At 53.0% G+C, this 20,450-nt stretch carries 16 protein-coding genes; 10 read left to right on the forward strand and 6 right to left on the reverse strand.

Features of this window, described 5'->3' with window-relative positions; genetic code table 11:
* Nucleotides 1-697 precede the first annotated feature (697 nt).
* The 10 genes from pyrF (at nt 698) to NZ653_04910 (ending at nt 12,394) form a co-directional block, all read left to right on the forward strand.
* A complete protein-coding gene (gene pyrF / locus NZ653_04865) occupies nt 698-2,095 on the forward strand; it encodes an orotidine-5'-phosphate decarboxylase (protein MCS7286448.1) in 1,398 nt (465 codons plus the stop codon).
* On the forward strand, nt 2,095-3,021 hold the full coding sequence (locus tag NZ653_04870) for a dihydroorotate dehydrogenase (GenBank protein MCS7286449.1): 927 nt from the start codon (nt 2,095-2,097) through the stop codon (nt 3,019-3,021). Before pyrF ends, NZ653_04870 begins: the two co-directional genes overlap by 1 nt.
* A complete protein-coding gene (locus NZ653_04875) occupies nt 3,005-3,736 on the forward strand; it encodes a dihydroorotate dehydrogenase electron transfer subunit (protein ID MCS7286450.1) in 732 nt (243 codons plus the stop codon). The genes NZ653_04870 and NZ653_04875 overlap by 17 nt, the downstream gene beginning before the upstream one ends.
* A gap of 34 nt (nt 3,737-3,770) precedes the next feature.
* Complete coding sequence (locus NZ653_04880; protein ID MCS7286451.1) at nt 3,771-5,870, forward strand: NAD(P)/FAD-dependent oxidoreductase; 2,100 nt, start codon at nt 3,771-3,773, stop codon at nt 5,868-5,870.
* A 2-nt stretch (nt 5,871-5,872) separates the two neighbouring features.
* A complete protein-coding gene (locus NZ653_04885) occupies nt 5,873-6,733 on the forward strand; it encodes a permease (GenBank protein MCS7286452.1) in 861 nt (286 codons plus the stop codon).
* Nucleotides 6,730-8,355 carry a DUF362 domain-containing protein gene (locus NZ653_04890; GenBank protein ID MCS7286453.1) on the forward strand — a complete coding sequence of 542 codons (1,626 nt, stop codon included), beginning with the start codon at nt 6,730-6,732 and terminating at the stop codon, nt 8,353-8,355. Before NZ653_04885 ends, NZ653_04890 begins: the two co-directional genes overlap by 4 nt.
* Nucleotides 8,356-8,618: 263 nt before the next feature.
* On the forward strand, nt 8,619-9,044 hold the full coding sequence (tsaA, locus tag NZ653_04895) for a tRNA (N6-threonylcarbamoyladenosine(37)-N6)-methyltransferase TrmO (GenBank protein MCS7286454.1): 426 nt from the start codon (nt 8,619-8,621) through the stop codon (nt 9,042-9,044).
* Nucleotides 9,004-9,474: a DUF126 domain-containing protein gene (locus NZ653_04900; protein MCS7286455.1), complete on the forward strand. Its 471-nt coding sequence runs from the start codon at nt 9,004-9,006 to the stop codon at nt 9,472-9,474. Before tsaA ends, NZ653_04900 begins: the two co-directional genes overlap by 41 nt.
* Complete coding sequence (locus NZ653_04905; GenBank protein ID MCS7286456.1) at nt 9,413-10,237, forward strand: isopentenyl phosphate kinase; 825 nt, start codon at nt 9,413-9,415, stop codon at nt 10,235-10,237. Before NZ653_04900 ends, NZ653_04905 begins: the two co-directional genes overlap by 62 nt.
* Nucleotides 10,238-10,252: 15 nt before the next feature.
* The gene (locus tag NZ653_04910; GenBank protein MCS7286457.1) at nt 10,253-12,394 is read left to right on the forward strand and encodes a UvrD-helicase domain-containing protein; all 2,142 of its coding nucleotides are present in this window, start codon (nt 10,253-10,255) and stop codon (nt 12,392-12,394) included.
* A 285-nt stretch (nt 12,395-12,679) separates the two neighbouring features.
* Here NZ653_04910 and NZ653_04915 read toward each other — a convergent pair whose 3' ends face one another.
* The 6 genes from NZ653_04915 to ppdK all read right to left on the reverse strand — a co-directional run bounded on the left by NZ653_04915 (nt 12,680) and on the right by ppdK (nt 20,424).
* On the reverse strand, nt 12,680-13,750 hold the full coding sequence (locus NZ653_04915; protein ID MCS7286458.1) for a SagB/ThcOx family dehydrogenase: 1,071 nt from the start codon (nt 13,748-13,750) through the stop codon (nt 12,680-12,682).
* Nucleotides 13,751-14,010: 260 nt separating this feature from the next.
* Nucleotides 14,011-15,456 (reverse strand): TldD/PmbA family protein, encoded by a 1,446-nt coding sequence (locus tag NZ653_04920; GenBank protein MCS7286459.1) that lies wholly within the window; start codon nt 15,454-15,456, stop codon nt 14,011-14,013.
* A 21-nt stretch (nt 15,457-15,477) separates the two neighbouring features.
* The gene (locus NZ653_04925) at nt 15,478-16,080 is read right to left on the reverse strand and encodes a hypothetical protein (GenBank protein ID MCS7286460.1); all 603 of its coding nucleotides are present in this window, start codon (nt 16,078-16,080) and stop codon (nt 15,478-15,480) included.
* 28 nt (nt 16,081-16,108) lie between these two features.
* The gene (locus tag NZ653_04930) at nt 16,109-17,326 is read right to left on the reverse strand and encodes a DUF362 domain-containing protein (GenBank protein ID MCS7286461.1); all 1,218 of its coding nucleotides are present in this window, start codon (nt 17,324-17,326) and stop codon (nt 16,109-16,111) included.
* 11 nt (nt 17,327-17,337) lie between these two features.
* On the reverse strand, nt 17,338-17,541 hold the full coding sequence (locus NZ653_04935) for a DUF6485 family protein (GenBank protein ID MCS7286462.1): 204 nt from the start codon (nt 17,539-17,541) through the stop codon (nt 17,338-17,340).
* 168 nt (nt 17,542-17,709) lie between these two features.
* Complete coding sequence (gene ppdK, locus NZ653_04940) at nt 17,710-20,424, reverse strand: pyruvate, phosphate dikinase (GenBank protein ID MCS7286463.1); 2,715 nt, start codon at nt 20,422-20,424, stop codon at nt 17,710-17,712.
* Nucleotides 20,425-20,450: the final 26 nt, after the last annotated feature.

Genomic DNA, 20,450 nt, shown 5'->3' on the forward strand with positions numbered 1-20,450 from the left:
GTAGGAGGTGGAGCAAAAGGAGGAGGTGATGGGAAAATGAGGTTTAAAACTATTGGAAGAATTATCATTAGGGCTAATTTTGGCACTGCTGATTCCTCCGGCGAACCTTTTGCTTTTATTTTACCATTTCAAGATGGAGAGGGCAAGCTTTTGCGGCTCTTGCATTCTGAGGTTTTGGGGGACACCCCCAAAGTCCTCCGGGATGGGGCTTCGCCCCCTTCCACCCCCCAGATTTTTCCCACCCTCGTGGGCTTGAGGTTTGCCACAGTTCAGGGTCCCACTCGCGGGCAGGGTGCAAGGGGTGGGTGATGGCTCCCTTTTTGAAAGTTTCTGGGGGCACATCCCCCAGACCCCTTGCCAGAGGGCTTTGCCCCCTGGACCCCCGGTTTTTCCCGCCCTCGTGGGCATTGGGTTTGCCACGCCCGAGGGTCCCACTCGTGGGCGGGATGCAAAGGATGGCTGCTCGCTCCCTTTTAGAGGTTTTTGGGGGACACCCTCAACCCCCGGATGGGGGCTTCGCCCCCTTCGTGGACGGGTTGTAAATGATGGTTGTTTGTTCCTTGTTTAAGGGGTTTCCCCGGATTCCCCAGTAGTTGCCCCTGGGTTTTCAGTCGGTCCGAGGTGGACGAGGCCGGAGAGTTTGACCTGTGCCTTAAATCTGCTAAAATGGCTTACCAGATGCAGAGGGAGCAAGGTGATGGATTTTTGGGAAAAGCTACAGGCTGCTACGAGGAAGAATAATTCTTTCCTATGCGTAGGCCTTGATCCCAGACCGGGTCATGTCCCAAAGGTTTTCTGGAAAGAGGAAGATCCCCTTTTTGCTTTCAGCCTCAAAATCATTGAATATACGGCTGATCTGGTCTGCGCTTATAAACCTAACTTCGCTTTTTATCAAGCGTTAGGCCCAGAAGGGTTCAATGTTCTCCGCAGGATTATAAAGGCTATACCATCTGAAATCCCCGTAATCCTTGATGCCAAGTGGGGCGATATAGGTTCTACCGCCGAAGCCTATGCAGCAGTCGCCTTTGATTTCCTCGGGGCCGATGCTGTCACCGTTAACCCTTATCTCGGAGCTGATTCTCTGGAACCTTTCCTGGTTTACAAAGATAAAGGTTTGTTTGTCCTTTGCCATACTTCTAATCCCGGTGCCACAGATTTCCAGACCCGATTGGTGGAAGGCAAGCCTTTGTATCTCAGGGTGGCAGAATGGGCTGCACGTTTGTCATCCCGTATCGGGTTAGTGGTGGGAGCCACATATCCGGAAGCAGTCCGTGCAGTGCGGGAGGTGGCCCCCGAAGCCTGGCTCCTGCTTCCGGGAGTGGGAGCTCAGGGAGGTGACCTGGAGGAAGCTCTGGCAGCAGGACTGGCCGAACCAGAAGGCAGAGTCGTTGTGAATGTGTCCCGCGATGTAATCTATGCCGAAAATCCACGCCAGGCAGCTGCTGAATACCGGGAACGTATAAACCGCACGCGAGAAGCCTTAAAGGGAAAATCCACGCATTCCCCCGCGGCTCGCCTGACCCTTAGCCTCTTTGATAGCGGTTGCATACGGTTTGGGAGTTTCACCCTAGCATCAGGCAAAACTTCGTCCATTTACATTGACCTTCGCCCCTTGCCATCTTTCCCTCAGCTTATGCGGCAGGTGATTCCGGTGTATGTGCAGCTCCTCGCTCCCCTGGATTTTGATGTTATAGCAGCTATTCCTTACGCTGCTTTGCCTTTCGGTGTCCTGACAGCAATGGAGATGAATAAGCCCCTGATTTACCCTCGCAAAGAGGCCAAAACTTATGGTATTGCCCGAGCTATTGAAGGTGAGTTCAGGCCTGGCCAGTGCGCTGTCGTCCTGGATGACCTCATCACTACAGGCGATAGCAAGCTAAGGGTTATTGAGCCTCTTGAGCAGGCGGGTCTCAGGGTAAAGGATATCGTAGTGCTTATAGATCGGGAACAGGGGGGCAGAGAGTTTCTGGAAGCCAAGGGGTACAGGCTTCACTCTTTCCTGCGGCTCAGGGAGATGCTGGAAATATTGGTGAGAGAGGGGCGGCTTTCACAAGAGGAAAAGGATAGGGTTTCTGCCGAGCTCTGGGGAAATTAATGGTGAACCTTGGAGTGGACTTATGCGGTTACAGGTTGAAAAACCCCCTGGTGCTGGCTTCAGGCGTGCTGGGGACAGGGCCTGAACTTCTGGCCCGGGTGGCAGAGGCGGGTGCTGGTGCAGTGACTACTAAGTCGTGCAGTCTTGCCCCTCGTCGCGGCCATCCCAACCCCACTGTGCTGGAATGGGGCCATGGCTTGATTAACGCTGTCGGGCTTGCTAACCCGGGTGCAGAGGCCATGGCCAGGATCATCGCCGAAGCTAAAAAGCTTCTTGCCCCCTTGAAGACACCCATCATAGCCAGTATCTTTGGGAGCACCATTGAGGAGTTCGCCAGGACAGCCCATATAATTTCCAGCGCTTCGCCCGATTTCATTGAAGTTAACATATCCTGCCCCAATGTTGAAGAAGAGTTTGGACGCCCTTTTGCTGCTGATCCGGAAGCTGCGGCAAAGGTTACCAGAGCTGTAAAGGCTGTTACTTCTATCCCTGTAATAGTGAAGCTTTCGCCTAACGTGACCGATATCGCGGAGGTAGCTTGTGCTGTTGAGGAAGCTGGCGCCGACGCAATCTGTGCCATCAATACTGTTGCCGGAATGCTCATAGATGTCTATGCTGGACGCCCTATCTTGGCCAATCGGACGGGGGGTCTTTCAGGGCCAGCCATAAAGCCCATAGCTCTGCGGTGCGTTTACGAGATAACCCAAAATGTTAAAATTCCAGTAATCGGCACTGGCGGGGTTACCACTGGAAAGGATGCGCTGGAAATGATTATGGCTGGAGCAACCGCAGTTGGCGTAGGTTCAGCGGTTTATTACCGGGGCCTTCAGGCTTTCAATCTCATACAGGAAGAACTCGCTGACTTGATGCAAAAACTAGGGTACCGAAGCATTGAAGAGGTGCGGGGAATTGCCCACCGTTCATAATCTGCCCGTTCCTTTCGCTATAAAACTGGTGAAAGATGAAAGCCTTAAAGTTAAAACTTTCATTCTGGACGGTAAACTGGAGGCCATCCCGGGGCAGTTTGTAATGGTCTGGCTTCCAGGGGTGGACGAAAAGCCCTTTAGTCTCGTCAATGATTCTCCGGTAGTTATTACGGTAGCTCGCGTTGGGCCCTTTACTTCGCAATTGCACGAGAAAAAGCCAGGAGATACCCTGTGGCTGCGGGGGCCCTATGGAAAAGGATTTTCCATCGAAGGCAATAAGTTGCTTCTCGTGGGTGGAGGGTATGGGGTTGCTCCCCTGCTGTTCCTCGCCCGGCGGGCCAGAGCGCAGGGTTGCTCTGTGGATGCAGTTATCGGGGCTCGCTGCGCCGAAGAGCTTATCTTTGTAGAGGATTTCAGAGCGCTGGGGTGCCAGGTCCACCTGGCTACCGAGGATGGTTCTCTGGGTTTCCGGGGAAAAGCTCCAGAATTGGTGGAAAAGCTCATTCCCGAACTCAGGCCCGATTCCATTTGCGGCTGTGGGCCCGAAGGGATGCTGGAGGCCCTTAGTGAAATTGCCGTCTTCTGGAAGCTTCCGGCTCAGTTCAGCTATGAAAGCTATATACGGTGTGGTTTTGGGGTGTGTGGTTCCTGCGAACGGAAAGGGTGGCTTGTATGTCGGGATGGGCCCGTCCGTTCGCTTTCTCAGAGCCTTTAAAGGAAGCCATCACCCTCTGTCCTAAGGAGGTACTATGGTTGGAAGAATTCCTTCAACGGTCTGGATTTTTATATCCTTTGTTCCCTGGATCGTCTACTGGTCGCTTTCCGGGCCAGGGTTGGTAGTGCCTGGCCTCATTGTAGCCCTCATCGTTGCCCTCACCCTCAACCTTTACCGGTTGCGCATTGGTAACCCCAAGCTTATGGATGCGGTAACGCTGGCCTTTTTCGCTCTGCATTTTGTCTTCACGGTTATCCTGCGCAGCGATCTGTTCATCACCCATGGAGGGGTGCTCGTCTATACTGCTCTGGCCCTCATGGCCTGGGGTTCCCTCATTGCCCGCAATCCCTTCACTTATCAGTACGCTCGCGATGATTGGCCACGGGAATACTGGCAGCATGGCCTCTTCCGCCGCACCAATGAGATAATCACTCTGGTCTGGGCAGTTATCTTCACCTTCGGCGTTGTTTCAAATCTGGTTGCCATGTCCTGGCCCGCCCACAGAATTCTTCTGACCGTGGTGTTTCCCAATGTCCTGCTCGGAACAGGCATTGCTTTCTCCATCTTTTTCCCCAACTGGTTCCCCAGGCGTGTGCTGGCGCGGGAGATTGAAAAGTGGGAACGGCCTTTCGGCTGGCATCCGCCAGAGCTCCCCAAAGGTTCGCTTCTCGGCGAGGGTGAATTTGATGCCATCGTTATCGGTGCGGGTATGGGCGGGCTTACAGCGGCAGCTCTTCTGGCCCAGCGAGGCCTGAAAGTGTTAGTGGTTGAGCAGGCCCGCTACGTGGGCGGTCTCTGTGCCAGCTTCCGACGTCTGCATCGCCAGTATGTATTTGACGTGGGCGTTCACGATATCAGCGGTCTGGGACCACGTGGACCTGTCCGCTGGCTGCTCCGGGAACTGGGCATTGAATCCCGTCTGGAATTTGTGCGAATGACTCATGAGTACATCCTTGGCGACATACGCATAAAGGTTCCGCACAGTGCGGAGGAATTCATAGTCCAGCTGGCTGCTCTTTTCCCGGATGAACGGGAAAACATTGAAGCGTTTTTCCAAGAGATGCACCGTGTATATCAGGAGCTCTACGCAGATCTGGAAAAAACGGGCGGGGCACCTCGTCCCCCCGTTGATCCCGAGGAGATGCTGCGCTACCCACTCACCCACCCTCACGCTTTCCGCTGGATGGATCGCAGTTACCTGGAAATGCTTGATTTTTACCTGCGCAACGAGCGCCTCAAAGGGGTGTTATGTTCTCTCACTTCATACCTGACCGATAAGCCGGAGAAGCTAACTGTTGGTCAGATGGCTCCTATTTTCGGGTACTACTTTGACGGTGGTTTCTATCCGAAAGGTGGCTCGGGCCAGTTGCCCAGAGCTATTGCCGATGTTATCCCGGCTCACAACGGCACCATCCTTCTGGGCAAAAGGGCAACAGGAATTCTGGTGCGGGACGGCATAGTTTATGGAGTTAAGCTCGCAGATGGCACAACATTTCGTGCCAGTGTCATCCTCTCCAACGCCGATGCGCGGGTCACGTTCCGGGAGCTGGTGGGTATGGAGCATTTGCCCGGGAAATTTGCCCGCCAGGTGGAAGCCCTTCAGCCCACAACCTCCGTTTTTGAGGTCTTTCTTGCTCTGGATTACGAGCCACCTATCGCCCCGATAACCATGTATCTCGCACCGAGCGGCATGGGTTTAGGCTTCGCCTTGCCCTCCAAAGTGGATCCGACCCTCGCCCCTTCTGGTCACCACGTCCTGACGATAATGGCTCTGATCCCTCAACCGGAGGCAACCTCGTGGGATCGCAATGCTCCAGACTATAAAGCTCGCAAAGCCGCTTTTGCCGAGGAGATCATCCGCCAGGCCGAAACTCTACTGCCCGATCTGCGCCGTCACATTATCACATGGGATGCTGCTACGCCTGCGACTATTACCCGCTACACCGGGCACCCTGACGGCGCAATCTACGGTTCGGTGCTCGACAGCGGGCGCCTTCCGTTGCAAACTCCGATTCGGAACCTCTACCTTGTTGGTGCCAGCGCCTGGCCTGGCAGTGGTGTAGAAGCAGTAGTCATATCTGGCATTACAGTGGCTAACCTGATTTGCCGCCAGCCCCGGAGGCTGCGAAGTTAAAGATGCCAGCTGATTTTGTCTCTGCTGTCCTTTTGATACTGCTCAAAAGTGCGGAAACGGTGGAACGGTTAGGGCCATACCTTGCAGCGGGTATTGCTGCTGCCTGGCTTTCATCAAAATTAGTTACGAAATGGCCAGCATGTTCGTCTTGCCCATCGTTCCCCGGGGCGACGCTTCTCGCAGCCCTGATGGGAACCTTATCCCCTTTCCCCACCGTAGGAATAATCCCGTTTATCCTTCGTCTGCAGAACCGGAGATTGGCAGGGGATGCGGCTCTGGCTTTTATCCTCGCCTCGTCTCTTATGAACCCCCAGCTGTTCGTCCTGACTTTGGGGGCTTTCGGGCTCACTTTCAGCCTGGTGCAATTGGGAGCAGTTCTGAGCCTCAGTGTATCCCTGGGTAAACTCTTTGGCTCTTCGGTAGGGATTAGAGGAGGCAAGGTTCCCCCGCAATGTTGTGAACCTCCGTCGGTAAGCAGGCTAATACAGCACATAGGGCTCTATTTTCTCCTGGGCGTCATAGCCGGCTCAGCCCTTCAGGTTTTACTGCCCTGGACAGGGGTCCTCAACTGGCTCGCCAAGCATGGCTTACTCCATATCCCAGTGCTTGGCTGGATAGGAGCACCTTTCTACGTATGTGGTGGGAGCTCCATCCCTCTCGCAAGAAGTCTGTTTGATTTGGGCTTCAGCCAGGGGGCACTCTTCACCTTCCTGCTGGTGGGGCCATCTTTGCGCGGAACAGCTTTGGCTAATCTGGCCTGCTTCCTTCCTGGGCGAGCTATGACCGCCTGTCTGGCAATTTTAGTCGTGATGGGTGGGTTGCTGGGGTGGGGTTTTGACTTTGCAACGGAGGCTTTAAGATGAGGATTTCCCTGCGGTGGGTTTACCTTTTGGGACTCCTGACGCTTATCTTCGGAGCCAGAGCGTTTCAAAGTCTGGCTATGCCTTCTCATACCCCTCAGGGCACGACCCGGGTGGCCATCGTCAAAGTTCAATCCAATGTGGAGGAAGCCGTTCGTGAGGCAGTGCGGCTTGCCGGAGGGCTGGAAGGGATAATCAAGCCAGGCGATCTGGTGGTAGTCAAACCCAACCTGGTCATGGATGCCCCGGCTGGAAGTGGTATGGTTACCGACCCGGTGGTGACCAGGGTGATGGTGAGGATAGCTTTTGAAGCAGGCGCCCGTGAAGTCATCATCGCTGAAGGCACAGCCCAGTACAGCCAGGGCGATCCGAACCGGGATAGGTTTTGCACTCAGGCGGCTTTCCGGGTTGCCGGATACGATCTTGATAGTGACATGAAAGACGATGTTACTGGTGTCCCTCTTGTGGACCTCAATGATAGCGGTGGTACAGATGCAGCTGATCCCAGCAAAGTTACTCGTGTTGTAATTCCGGCGGGATTGATCCGGAAAGAGTACTGGCTACCCAACCTTATTCTCAGAGCTGATGTCCTCATAAGCGTTCCAGTCCTCAAGAACCACTTCCTTGCAGGAGTAACCTTGGGGATGAAGAACATGATAGGTGCGCTCCCCAACGATCTCTATCATGCTCCTGGCTGCATCTTCGGCAAACACAGCTTATCTCACATCCCTGTCGAACTTGACAGGCACATTGTAGACATCAACCTTGCCAGGAAGCCGGACTTTGTAGTGGTTGATGGGCAGCGGGGAATGATAGATGGCCCTATTGGTTCTAAGATTATTGAACCTCCTATGGGACTCATCATTGCGGGGCAGGACGTGGTAGCAGTTGACACAATAGGTGCTCTCGTGATGGGCTACGATCCCAGTTCCATACCCTACATCCAGATGGCGGCCCAAAGTGGTCTGGGGATAGCCGACACGGCCCGTATCCGTGTAGTGGGGATGCCTGTTGTGCAGGTTCGCAGGGATTTCCCTGCTCCTTACGGTGATTCCCTTGCCCGTCGGGCCGATTCAGAACCACCAAAAGTAGCAATAAATGCTCCGAACCGGGTACTATTGCCGAAGAAATTCAGGGTCAAAGTTGAAGCGAGCGATAATGAAACCATCGCCAGGGTTGAACTCTATCTGGGCAGGAAATGGATTGGGAGTCTTCTGGCTCCTCCCTATGAATTTGAGATTGAATCAAGCCAGTATTCTCCGGGCAAACACACATTGCAGGCAATAGCCTATGATCGCTGTTTAAATCAGGCGTGGTCAAGCCAGGAAGTATTTCTCCTTCCTCCTGCCCCCACAGAAACCTTTACGCCCACCCCTTTACCGCCGACTGATACCCCTTCCCCAACGAGCACCCCCTTTCCAACCCCCACGCCAGTTGAAATAACTCCGAAATTCCCCAGTCCCTTACCTACTGCTTCGCCTGTGCCGGCAACTCCGACACCTGCAGTTCCGGTAAGTGTTCAGACTGAAGTTATGCCTTGGTATCTGAATATTTTCTGCCTTCTTTCAATGGCTGTGCTGGGAATTTGTCTTGCAGTGTTCTTCACTTTAAGCAGACGCAAATAACAGCCACTCAAATATCACTGCGTGCGAAGCGGAACAATCCTTTACCTACGTGAGGAACCTACTGGGAGAGTGAACCCCTATCCCGGGAGTCCCTTAAAACCTCAAAAGGAAGCGATCAGCCACCCCTTGCATCCAGCCCACGAGTGGGACCCTAAACCGAGGCGAACCTAAGGCCCACGAGGGTGGGAAAAATTTGGGGATCCAGGTGGCTCACGGTTGTCTCTGCCTGGCATCCAGACTATAATTAGGCAGGAGAAATGATCATGGAAATATCCCTCAAACCCATAGGCACGGTGGTAAATAACATAGACAAAACCTTCAAAAAAGTGGATTGGTCCCGGGTAATCTCTACCCTGGAGATAAACCCTGAGCTGGTGGAAGGGCTTGAAGGGATCGAAGAGTTCCGACGCATTATGGTGATCTTCTGGTTTCACCTGGCAGAAGAAACCTGCCTTAAGGTTCACCCCCGGGGCGATCCCTCAAAACCCTTGCGAGGGGTCTTTAGCACGAGGGCCCCCGTCCGCCCCAACCGCATAGGAGTAACTGTGGTTGAGCTTCTCTATAGAGAAGGAAATCGTCTGGTAGTCAAAGGCCTTGATGCCTATAACGGCACCCCAATCCTCGACATCAAACCCTACTTTCCGGAGGATGAAAGTGACGAAAGGCCACCATGGGTCAAAGGAGGCTGAAGTTTTAATCCTCAAAGGTCGAGTTATAAAGGCGGGGAAGGCTTCAGGGGAAGCCCTTGTCTCTCCTGAACCCATAAGCTTCTTCGGCGGAGTGGACCCGGAAACTGGCGAAATCATAGAAAAGGGTCATCCTCTGGAAGGCCAGAAAATTGCGGGGAAAATCCTGGTTTTCCCCACGGGGAAAGGCAGCACGGTAGGCTCTTACATACTCTATCGTCTGAAACAAAAAGGCCTTGTCCCTGCTGCTATCATCAATTCTCAGGCCGATCCGGTAGTAGCGGTGGGGGCGGTTATTGCAGAAATACCCATGATAGACCTCATCCCATGGGAAAAAATTTCTACAGGGGACATTGTAGAGGTAGAGGAAAATGAAGTCAGGGTCTGGAAAGCTCATTCTGGTCAAACTGGGGGGCTCCCTGATAACCGATAAAACCCGTGAAGCCACCGCGAGGATGGAAGTAATAGAAAGGCTCGCCAGGGAAATGAAGGAAGCTCTGGAGAGCTTCCCTAACCTCAAACTGGTGGTGGGGCATGGAAGTGGCTCCTTTGGGCATTTTCCCGGGAAACGCTATAGAGTAAGAGAGGGGGTCAATGGGCCTGAGGGGTGGAAAGGTTTTGCCGAAACGGCTGCCGCTGCCGCTCGCCTGAACCGCCTGGTAACTGAAGCCCTGCTTTCCTCAGGCCTGAAAGCTTTACCTCTCCAGCCTTCTGCTTCAATCCTCTGCCGCAACGGCACCATAATCCGGTGGGAATGGCGCCAGGTGAAGAGGGCGCTGGAAAAAGGCCTCGTTCCCATCATTTATGGAGATGTGGCCTTTGACCAGATCCGTGGTTCCACCATAGTTTCCACTGATGAACTCTTTTTTTATCTCGCCCCAAAACTTCGCCCATCCGAAATCCTCTTAGTAGGCAAAGTGGAAGGGGTTTTCACCTCTGACCCGCTCGTAGACCCGGGTGCGGAACTTATCCCAGAACTCACTCCTTCCGATTGGGATAAAATCTTGGGCTCTCTCGGGGATTCCCACGGGGTTGACGTTACTGGAGGAATGGAGGAGAAAGTAAAGCTCATGTTGAACCTGGTGGAAAAACTTCCTTCCCTAAAAGTAGTGATAATGTCGGGGGAAGAGCCGGGAGCCCTCCGGGATGCTCTAACAGGTAAACTGCCGCAGAGATGCACAATCCTTCGTCGGTAAAGGGGCGCATAACTTATGGAACTTCTGGATGGTTTAAACGAAGCTCAGAAAAGAGCGGTAGAAACCATAGAAGGACCGGTTCTGGTGCTCGCTGGGCCCGGAAGTGGGAAGACTAAGGTCCTGGTCCACCGGGCTGCTTATTTGATAAAAGTATGCGGCCTTTCTCCTTATTCCATCATGGCTGTAACCTTTACTAATAAAGCTGCCAGGGAAATGAAGGAGCGCCTCTATAGGCTCTTGGGAGAGCGAGTTGAGCAGATAACCGTTGGAACCTTTCACGCCATATGTGCCCGCATCCTCAGGCGAGAAGGAGAAGCCATAGGCATACCGTCCTCTTTTGTTATTTACGATGAAGAAGACCAACTGAGTGCAGTCCGTCAGGCCGTGCGCGAGCTAAACCTTAACGAGAAACTGTATCGTCCTCCCGCTTTTCTCCAAGCCATCTCGCGCTTGAAGGCGGAGATAATCCTCCCTTCTGATTTTAGCCCTTCCACCTATTGGGAAGAAGTTCTGCGCCGGGTTTACGAACGCTACCAGGGAATCCTCAGGAGCCACAACGCTCTGGATTTTGATGACCTTCTCCTTTCGGTGGTAAGGTTATGGAAGAAAGCACCCCATGTTTTGGAGAAATACAGACGCCGCTTCCTTCAGATAATGGTGGATGAATTCCAGGACACCAACATGGTCCAGTATGAAATTTTGAGGGAATTAGCCAGGATACACCGCAACCTCTTTGTCGTGGGAGATGAAGACCAATCCATATACCGCTTTCGGGGGGCTGACTGGCGGAACGTCTTGCGTTTCCGGGAAGATTTTCCCGATGCCAGGATAATCCTTCTGGAGAAAAACTACCGTTCAACGCAGAGCATTTTGGATGCAGCGCAGAGCATAATATCTCACAACCCTCATCGCACGCCCAAAAAACTTTACACCGAAAGAGGTAAAGGCCTTCCCATAATCCTCTACGAGGCCTACGATGAGGCTGAGGAAGGAGAATTTGTAGTGCGGGAGATAAAACGTCTCATTGCAAAGAAGCTTTACAACCTCGGCGACTTTGCCGTAATGTATCGGACTAACGCTCAATCCCGGATTGTAGAAGAGGCTTTCGTCCGCCACAACATGCCTTACAAGCTTGTGGGCGCGATCCGCTTCTACGAGCGGAAGGAGATAAAAGATGTGCTGGCTTACCTCCGCCTTATCCTTAACCCCTTGGATGATATAAGCTTCCAGCGAGTAATAAACGTCCCGCCGAGGGGGATTGGCCCTCAAACAGTGAAAACCCTTCAGAACATAGCCTTCGCCAGAGCCCTTCACCTTTACGAAGTCTTGAAGCTTGTCCGGGATGACCCCAGGCACTTGGGCTTTTCACCTCAGGTTTCCAGAGCCCTGATAGCTTTCCTGGAGCTTCTGGAAGATTTATCCAGAGCTGCCGATGAAATGGATATCCTCAGGTTACTGGATTACACGCTGGAGAGAACCGGATACGGCGAGTACCTTCAGGATGGCTCGCAGGAGGGCCAGGAGCGATGGGAAAACGTTCAGGAGCTACGCAGGGCAGCTGAGGAGTATGCCTCTTTTCCTCCACGCGAGGGGCTTTCGGCTTTTCTTGAAGGGGTAACGCTTATCTCGGATGTGGATAATCTGGAGGAAAAGACGGAGGTTCCAGTTCTTCTCACCCTTCACATGGCCAAAGGGCTCGAATTCCCGGTGGTTTTCATAATCGGTATGGAAGAGGGCCTTTTCCCCCATATTCGTTCCTACGGTGATGTAGAGGAGATGATGGAGGAGCGAAGGCTCTGTTATGTAGGGATAACCAGGGCCATGGATAGAGTTTACCTTGTCTACACATTTCGTCGTTCCCCATACCGGGGCTCTTCTCCTTCGGAACCTTCCCGTTTTATCCAGGAGATTCCCTCATATCTTTTACGCTATTACAGCGAAGATTTAGAGCTGGAAGAGAAAAAAGAGGCACCTTCTCTTGTCTTTTCCCCTACTTTTAAACTTGGAGCCAAAGTTCGCCATCCGTTATTCGGAGAGGGAGTTGTGGTGGAGAGTGTGGTGAAGGATGGTGAAGAGGAGGTGACGGTGGCTTTTCCAGGCAAGGGCCTGAAGCGTTTTCTGGTGAGGATAGCTAAACTTGAACTTATATCTGAATAAAAGTTTTTTGGGGCACCCCCAAACCCCCCGGGATGAGGGCTTCGCCCCCTGGACCTCCCCAATTTTCCCCGTCCTCGTGGGCTGAGGGTTTGCCATGGTTTTGGGTCCCACTCGTGGGCAGGATGCAAAGGGTGGCTGATGGCTCCCTCTTAGAGGTTTTTGGGGGACATCCCCAAACCCCCGAGATGGGGGCTCCGCCCCCTGGACCCTCCAGATTTTTCCTCACTCTCGCGATTACTGTGCTGGCGTTGGATTGCTTTGCTCTGTTTGAGATCGGAGGCTCTCTCAGGCTATTTTCTTCCCCACCGTAAGGATGTAAATTACAGCTTCTCTTTTGCCGTCTATCCCTATCAGGCTATTCACAGGGTCATCCAGAAAGGCACCGATAGCGCATGCCCCCAGGCCCATAGCCGTAGCTCCAAGGTATATGTTTTGCCCAATATGACCACCTTCCAAGAGGATATACCGGTAGGCCCTCTCTCTATATTTCCAGCGGATTCGCTGAAACATTGCCGTGAGGATAAAGGTTACGGCCGCAGTCCCTGGCATCTCCTGTCCCAAACAATAGTTGACCATCTCTTGCCTGAAGTCCCCTTCTTTCAAAAGTTCAAGAGTGTGGGCCCGAACGTTGTAATGGTAAATTCCCGGCTTTAACCCCTCCACCCGGTTGATCACCAGGTAAATCTCAATAGGGTAAAGAGCCCCCGCCGAAGGAGCCGTCCTGAAACCGATGCCGTAACGCCACAGCGTTATCCCATCCGTCAGATGGAGGAGGAGGGAAAGCTCCTGCAGGGAAAGGGGTTCCCGGGAATAGTCCCTGATGGAACGCCTCTTCTCCAGCGCTTCTTCTACACTCATCTTCCCTATGGGTACAGGTTTGGGCAGGGGAATGGTGGGGGCATTCGGGTATTCCTTGAAGGGCGAGACAGGCTCCCCCCACTGGATCAAGTGGCCTATAAGGCTCCTGAACCCGGGTTTGCTCCACTGGTGGTAAAATTCGCCCACGTCGGTATAAGGTCCAATCTCAGGATCTCGCCGGGGCCAGAAGAAGCCCACCATAAATCCTCCTAACGCTGTGGCAAAAGCAGTGAAAAAGACACGGCGGGAAGGCTTTTCTAAAGAAGGAGCAGGGCGTGGCTTTTCCAGACGAATGGAAGGTAAACCCTGAAAATAAGATAAGAGGGCCTTGCGGTTAAGCCAGACATGGACAGCGGCGATGAAGGTTACGATAAGGCCTCCATACCGGTGATATACCGAACGGTTAAGGTCAAGGGCTTCAGCCCAGAGGCCTGTGATGAAAAGGTAAATTCCACCCACCAGAAGGGAAAAACTCACCAGGGCTCGTAAAGCTTTCATACGTCTTAACTCCTCAGATTAACAGGAAATTGTTTGAAAAGGTGGGGATAGGTTGTCCGGATTCTCTCCACCCCTTCTGTTTCAGGGGCTACCAAGGGTTTCAATAGCAAGGCACAGTGTCGTTCTTTTGCTCACATACCCCAGGCCTTAGGGTTTTGAGTTCCACTCGAGGACAGATTGCAGTTCGCTATTTGTCCCGGTTTACCTGACGCTAGATAAGTTGCCGGGTGTGGCGTTGCTATGCTCCTGTAAACCCTGGTCTACTCTCTCATCACTCCTACTCTGACATTGCGGAAACGAGCTGGAGCTGTACCGTGACCAACATGAGCTATCTGGAGAGGCTCACCCTTGCCACAGTTCGGAGTACCCCAAACTTTCCAGTATTTGGCGTTGCAGATGGCGTCGCAGCTCTGCCAGAATTGAGGGGTTATACCAGTGTAGGTGGCGTTCTTCAGAAGCTTTCCCAGTTTGCCCTTCTTTATTTCGTAGGCTACTTCCGTTCCAAATTGGAAATTGAGGCGTCGGTCGTCAATGCTCCAGGATTTGTTGGTCTCCATGTAAATGCCCTCTTCAGTATCCGCAATCAGATCTTCCAGATCCCATTCCCCTGGCTCTAGATTAATATTGGTCATCCTGATGAGGGGAATCCGATTCCAGCCATCAGCTCTCATACAACCGTTGGACCTGAGGCCAAGGCGGTGGGCAGTTTCTCGGCTCATAAGGTAACCGGTGAAAATCCCATCTTTTACCAGATATGTGCGTTGAGCCGGAATACCTTCGTCATCATAACCGAAGGTCCCCAGAGCTCCCGGGATGGTGGCATCAGCTGTGAGGTTTACGATTTCTGAGCCGTAGCGGAATTTCCCCAGCTTTTCGGTAGTGAGGAAACTGGTGCCCGCAAAGGAAGCCTCAGTGCCAAAGACGCGGTCCAGCTCGGTGGGATGACCGCAGGATTCGTGGACCTGTAATGCAAGCTGGGCTCCTCCTATAATTACAGTGGTAACGGTAGAAGGGCACTGGGGAGCATAGAGGAGCTGGGCAGCTTCCTCCCCAATACGAGCGGCATTTTCCACCAGTTCCATTTCTTCAATAAATTCCCAGCCCGCTGTCCCTTGGTGGCGACCAAAGGAGTTGGGATATGAGCGTTTCTGCACATCTTCAGGGCTCACGGCTGTGGCCTCCAGCCCTCCGCCGCTCTCCACGATTTCCTGCTCTATGTAACTCCCTTCGGTGCTGGCAAAGATTTTGAATTCTCTTATAAACCCAAGGCTCCCTCTGGCTACTTTGACCTCCTTCGTCCGGCGCATTTCAGCATCGGCAGCCAGAAGAAGTTCAATCTTTTTCTCCAAGGGAATGGAGAAAGGGTCAATCTTAACCGGGGTTTTGTATTGACCAACGTGAACTTCGGGTGGGCCTATGTCCACATCCTCAAGCTTGGTGAGGGCGCTGGCTCTGGCAATTGCCACAGCCATGGCTGCTACTTTGTCCACCTCCTCAGGGGTGAGGACGGAAGAACTGGCGAACCCCCACGCCCCATCGGCTATTACTCTTACTCCGAAACCGAAGCTTTCTTCGTTGGAGATAGCCTCTACCACGCCATTTTTGACGTTTATACTCTGCTCAATTCGGTGGACGATGCGGATATCAGCGTAAGAGGCTCCTTTCAGTTTAGCGGTTTCCAGAGCGCGCATGGCTAATTCTTTCATTCCCTTTCCTCCGAACTGGATTTAAACCCAGGCCTCATCGTTGGCATGGATAAATCGCCTTATCCTCTCAAGGCGAGTTAGTTCCCCCGAAGCTAAATATAAGGATAAAGGACCTTTGGGGGTTTGGCAAGTGAGTTTAAGGGCCGGAAAGGAGCGGAGGCCAAAGAAAAGGCGACCCCCCTCTATTTTCCTGACATCTTCGGGCCAGAAGAAAAAATACCACATCCCTACCTCGCTCCTGGGCCAGAAAGGGGAAGGAGGAACATAGGCCATTATCGCCTTCTCTCCGGTCTCAAACCCCTCAAAGGCCGCCGCCAGGTCCACAAAGTACCCCCGCTTTTTTTCAACCTCAAAGGGTCCAGAGGCTCGCACAAACACTTTCTCCTCGGGCTTGAGGGGAGGAACCTTTTCTGAAGGCAATTGCTCCGGTTTGAAGTATAAAAATCCCGAACGGTAAGCCCAGAGGCTGGTCAGGGCAAAACAAATTCCCACCGCCAGAAAAAGGGGGGAAACAGTTACCCCGGCTGTTACCATGGTTACCAGAAAAATTGCGCCAAAAGGTACCCACCCCAGGCGGCGACGCCAGAGGTTGTAGAAGAGCCATAATATACACCCTTTAACCATCAGGTTCCATTAAAGTTCAGGCCCCTTTTCACTTCGTAAAGAATTTCCAGAGGGCTCTGAGGCCAAGGAATCCAAGGACCAATGCCCCCAGCACCACTGAGAGAGCAACCGGATCGGGAGCAGAAAATACCACTCTGCCATCACCGTATTCCTTGAAGAGCTTGCCCCATGGGGTTTCCAGCGCCGATTTTACCCTCTTGTGACCTATGATGGGGTACCAGAAGACGTCGTAATAGAAACGAGAGGCTATGTAGGACCAGGGCACGAGGGGTGACCGCAAGAGGATGTTCTCAAAGGGCTTGAGAGGGCCGTGGTAAATCATCTTCTGGCCTCTGGAGGCAAAGGTGTCTTCTTGCTTGAAGCCCCAGTTCTGCGATAGAACCCAATCCCTATCCTCCCCCACAATTTCAATCTGGTCAGGGTCGCCAATGCCGAGCCCTTTCTCATGAGCTATGCGGATGAAAGGGATGCTCATGGGGTCAAAACCCTGCATTCTCGCTGATATGGCATCTATGGCTACCTGGTCGGCGCTGGCTAAAATTACATTTTTAACATGCCAGCGCATTGCCCTGGGCCCAGCCCCATCCCCGGCAAAAGTGCCATCCATCACAGCAAATATCCCCGAGTGTATCTCTTGTTGAATGGTGAGGAGGTCCACCAGGGTCTCATGGATTACGGCATGGGTCCAGTGCCTCTTTTCGCTCAAAAGTCCGCCAAAAGCGTTTTTCATGGCTCCGGTTATGGTGGTAAAGACATGGGTTTTAACCGTGGGCAGGTGGATTATGTTTTTGCCTATGAAAGGTTCAGGGATGTGGATGCCTTCAGGGTAGATTTTATGGAGGACCAGAAGCTCGTGCCTGGGTTCGTAGCGAACCCAGCGGATATGGGGCTCGTAAAGGTGAATGCTGGGGATTAAGTATTTATCGCAAACGTATTTGTGTTTGTTGTTGCGCTCACCAATGTAAGCATCCACTACCACGGTGCGGTTGTGAGCACCCCATATCCTGGTGTACCCATCTTCCAGAAGGGTGCGGATAACCCCTTCCAGTTGCCACGGGGCTGTGGAGCAGGCCGGATACCAGGTTTGCCATGAAATGTTTATTTTAAGGATGGTTTCCCGGTCTTTTGGTAGGGCCTTTTCATATTCGGCCAGTTTCATTAACCGTTTGTAATCATCAAGGACTGTCTCAGGGGTTGTGCGCAGGACTGCCACTTTGCCTTTACCGGGATAGTCTCCGAAGGCCATCTTCCCCCTCCTCATCCGAGAAGATGCTTATGGGCCATGACAAAACGCCTTATGGAACGGTCGTAAGTTTTTTCCACCTCCGGCGGGAAAAAGCATCCAGGAAGCTCCCCTCTGCGCCGGTGGTAGGCCATGCATTCGCAGCAAATGCCCTTCTTATCGCAAGGTTCATAGGTGCAGGTGCAGATTTTAAGGTTTCTTTCCTTTTTGCATTCCATGGTTCAATTACCTCCTTATGGATTGAGCCCAGCGCTTTTGGCCCAATCGGGGGTATGCTAGGGATGAGAACCCCGGGCCCCGTAAAAATAAAGGCGAAGCCCCTTTTTCTAATTAAGGGAAAGGGCTTCGCCTCTTTCACTCTCTTTCTCCAGCCGCAGGGTTAGAGTTTACACTATTATCTTCTTTTTCAAGCCGTATTCATGCTGGAGGGCAGCCTGGGCCGCCGCAAGCCTCGCTATGGGGACACGGAACGGAGAGCAGGAGACGTAGTTCAGACCTATGATATGGCAGAACTCTATGGAAGCTGGGTCACCACCGTGCTCCCCGCAGATCCCGATTTCAATATCGGGCCGGACCTGGCGAGCCTCTTCCACGCATATCCTCATAACCCTCCCCACTCCTTCGCGGTCCAGGGTCTGGAAGGGGTTGGCCGGCACTATGCCTTTTTCCATATAAGCCAGGAGGAATTTCCCTTCGGCATCGTCCCTTGATATCCCGTAGACAGTTTGGGTCAGGTCATTGGTGCCGAAGGAGAAGAACTCAGCATAGCGGGCGAACTCGGCAGCGGTAAGGGCAGCCCTGGGTATTTCAATCATGGTTCCAAACTTGTAATGGACGGTGACCCCCTGCTCCTCCATAACTTTGCGGGCAGTTTCGTCCACAAGCTCTTTGAGGACCTTAAGCTCGTTGGCGTTGGCGGTGACGGGGATCATGATTTCGGGGTAAACCCTGAGCCCCTCTTTGGTGAGCTCGCAGGCAGCCTCCATTATGGCCCTGACCTGCATCCTGTTGATTTCGGGCCAGAGAACTCCCAGGCGGACTCCCCGGAGACCCAGCATTGGGTTGGCCTCCCGCATGGCTGCTACTTTCCGCAAAAGGCTTTCTTTCTCAGCAAGGCGAGCTTTAAGTTCTGGTTTGTCCTTCTCGTATTCAAGGCGAACCTTTAGTTCCGTTACCTCAGCCACGAGCTCCTCATACTTGGGCAGGAACTCATGCAATGGTGGGTCTATAAGGCGGATGATAACCGGGAGGCCTTCCATTACCCTGAAAATGCCTTTGAAGTCTTCTTTCTGTATTGGCATGAGTTTATCCAAGGCCGCCTGGCGCTCTTCCAGAGTCTCAGCCAGGATCATCTGGTGGACAAGGGGGAGCCGATCTGGCTCAAAGAACATGTGCTCGGTGCGGCACAGGCCAATCCCTTCCGCTCCAAAATCACGAGCCTGCTTGGCATCCCTTGGGTAATCGGCGTTAGCCCAAACGCCAAGGCGTCTCACCTCATCGGCCCAGGAAAGGATAGTAAGGAGCTCCTCTTCTTCCTCAAGTTTAGGTTCAATGGTAAGGATTGCTCCCTCAAAGACCTCACCGGTGGAACCATCAATGGAGATTATATCCCCCTCCCTTATTGTTCGGCCATTGACCGTAAAGAGGCGGCGGCTGAGGTCAATGTTAATGGCCTCGCACCCAGCAACGCAAGGCTTACCAAGGCCCCTGGCCACCACAGCAGCGTGGGAAGTAGCTCCCCCGTGCTGGGTAAGGATGCCCTTGGCCACCAGCATCCCATGGACATCATCGGGAGAAGTTTCAGGGCGCACCAGGATAACGCTTTCCCCTTTCTTGCCCAGCTCTTCAGCGAGGTCTGCGTCAAAGACGGCTATACCTGTAGCAGCACCGGGGGAAGCATTCAGCCCTTTAGCCAGGAAGCGCCCTTTTGCTCTCGCTTCTTCCTTGGCTTTCTCGTCAAAACGCGGATGGAGAAGCTGATCCGCCTGCTCTGGCGTTACCCTCATTATGGCTTCTTCTTTGGAGATTATCCCTTCCTTTACCATATCCACCGCTATCTTGACAGCGGCCTTGGCTGTGCGCTTCCCCGCCCTGGTCTGGAGCATCCAGAGCTTCCCTCGTTCTACAGTGAATTCCACATCCTGCATGTCTTTGTAATGGTGCTCCAGAAGCTCCGCGACCTTAACCAGTTGCTCGTAAATTTCGGGCATCGTCTCTTTGAGCTCTTCAATCTTGTAGGGAGTGCGGATGCCGGCCACTACATCTTCGCCTTGAGCATTGGTGAGGTATTCTCCCCACAGAACTTTTTCACCAGTGGCGGGGTCGCGGGTAAAAGCTACCCCTGTTCCTGAATCATCCCCCATGTTGCCAAAGACCATGGTGACAATGTTAACAGCCGTTCCCCAATCGTGGGGGATTCCGTAGAAATTGCGGTAATCAACAGCCCTCTTACCAAACCATGACTCAAAAACGGCTGCAATGGCTTTGCGCAGCTGCTCGTATGGATCGGAGGGGAAATCTTCACCGATGTGCTCTTTGTAGATGCGCTTGAACTCAGCCACTACCTCCTTCAGAGCTTCAGTGTTAAGATCGGTATCTTTATGAGCGCCGTATTTCTCCTTAATCCTCTCAAAAGCCTCATCAAATTTCTCCCCCGGCACCTTCATAACAATACGGCCAAACATCTGGATGAAACGGCGGTAAGCATCGTAAGCGAAGCGCTCGTTCTGGGTCAGTGCGGCCAGGCCTTTGAGGGTTTCCTCGTTCAGGCCGAGGTTGAGCACGGTGTCCATCATTCCGGGCATGGATACTTTGGCGCCGGAACGCACAGAAACCAGAAGGGGATTGGAGGGGTCGCCGAACTTTTTCCCGGTTTCCTCTTCAATTTTCCGCAGAGCTTCAAGGGTTTGCTCCCACATCCCTTCGGGAAACTTCCCCCCATTCTTGAAGTACTCGTTACAGGCTTCGGTGGTGATGGTAAAGCCGGGAGGGACCGGGAGGCCTACCTTTGTCATTTCTGCAAGGCCAGCCCCTTTACCACCCAGAAGGTCGCGCATGGATTCGCCGCCTTCTGTGAACATATAAACCCATTTCTTCGCCATGGCTCTTCACCTCCTCAAAACGGTGT

Source organism: Anaerolineae bacterium, from assembly GCA_025062375.1.
GTDB lineage: Bacteria > Chloroflexota > Anaerolineae > SpSt-600 > SpSt-600 > SpSt-600.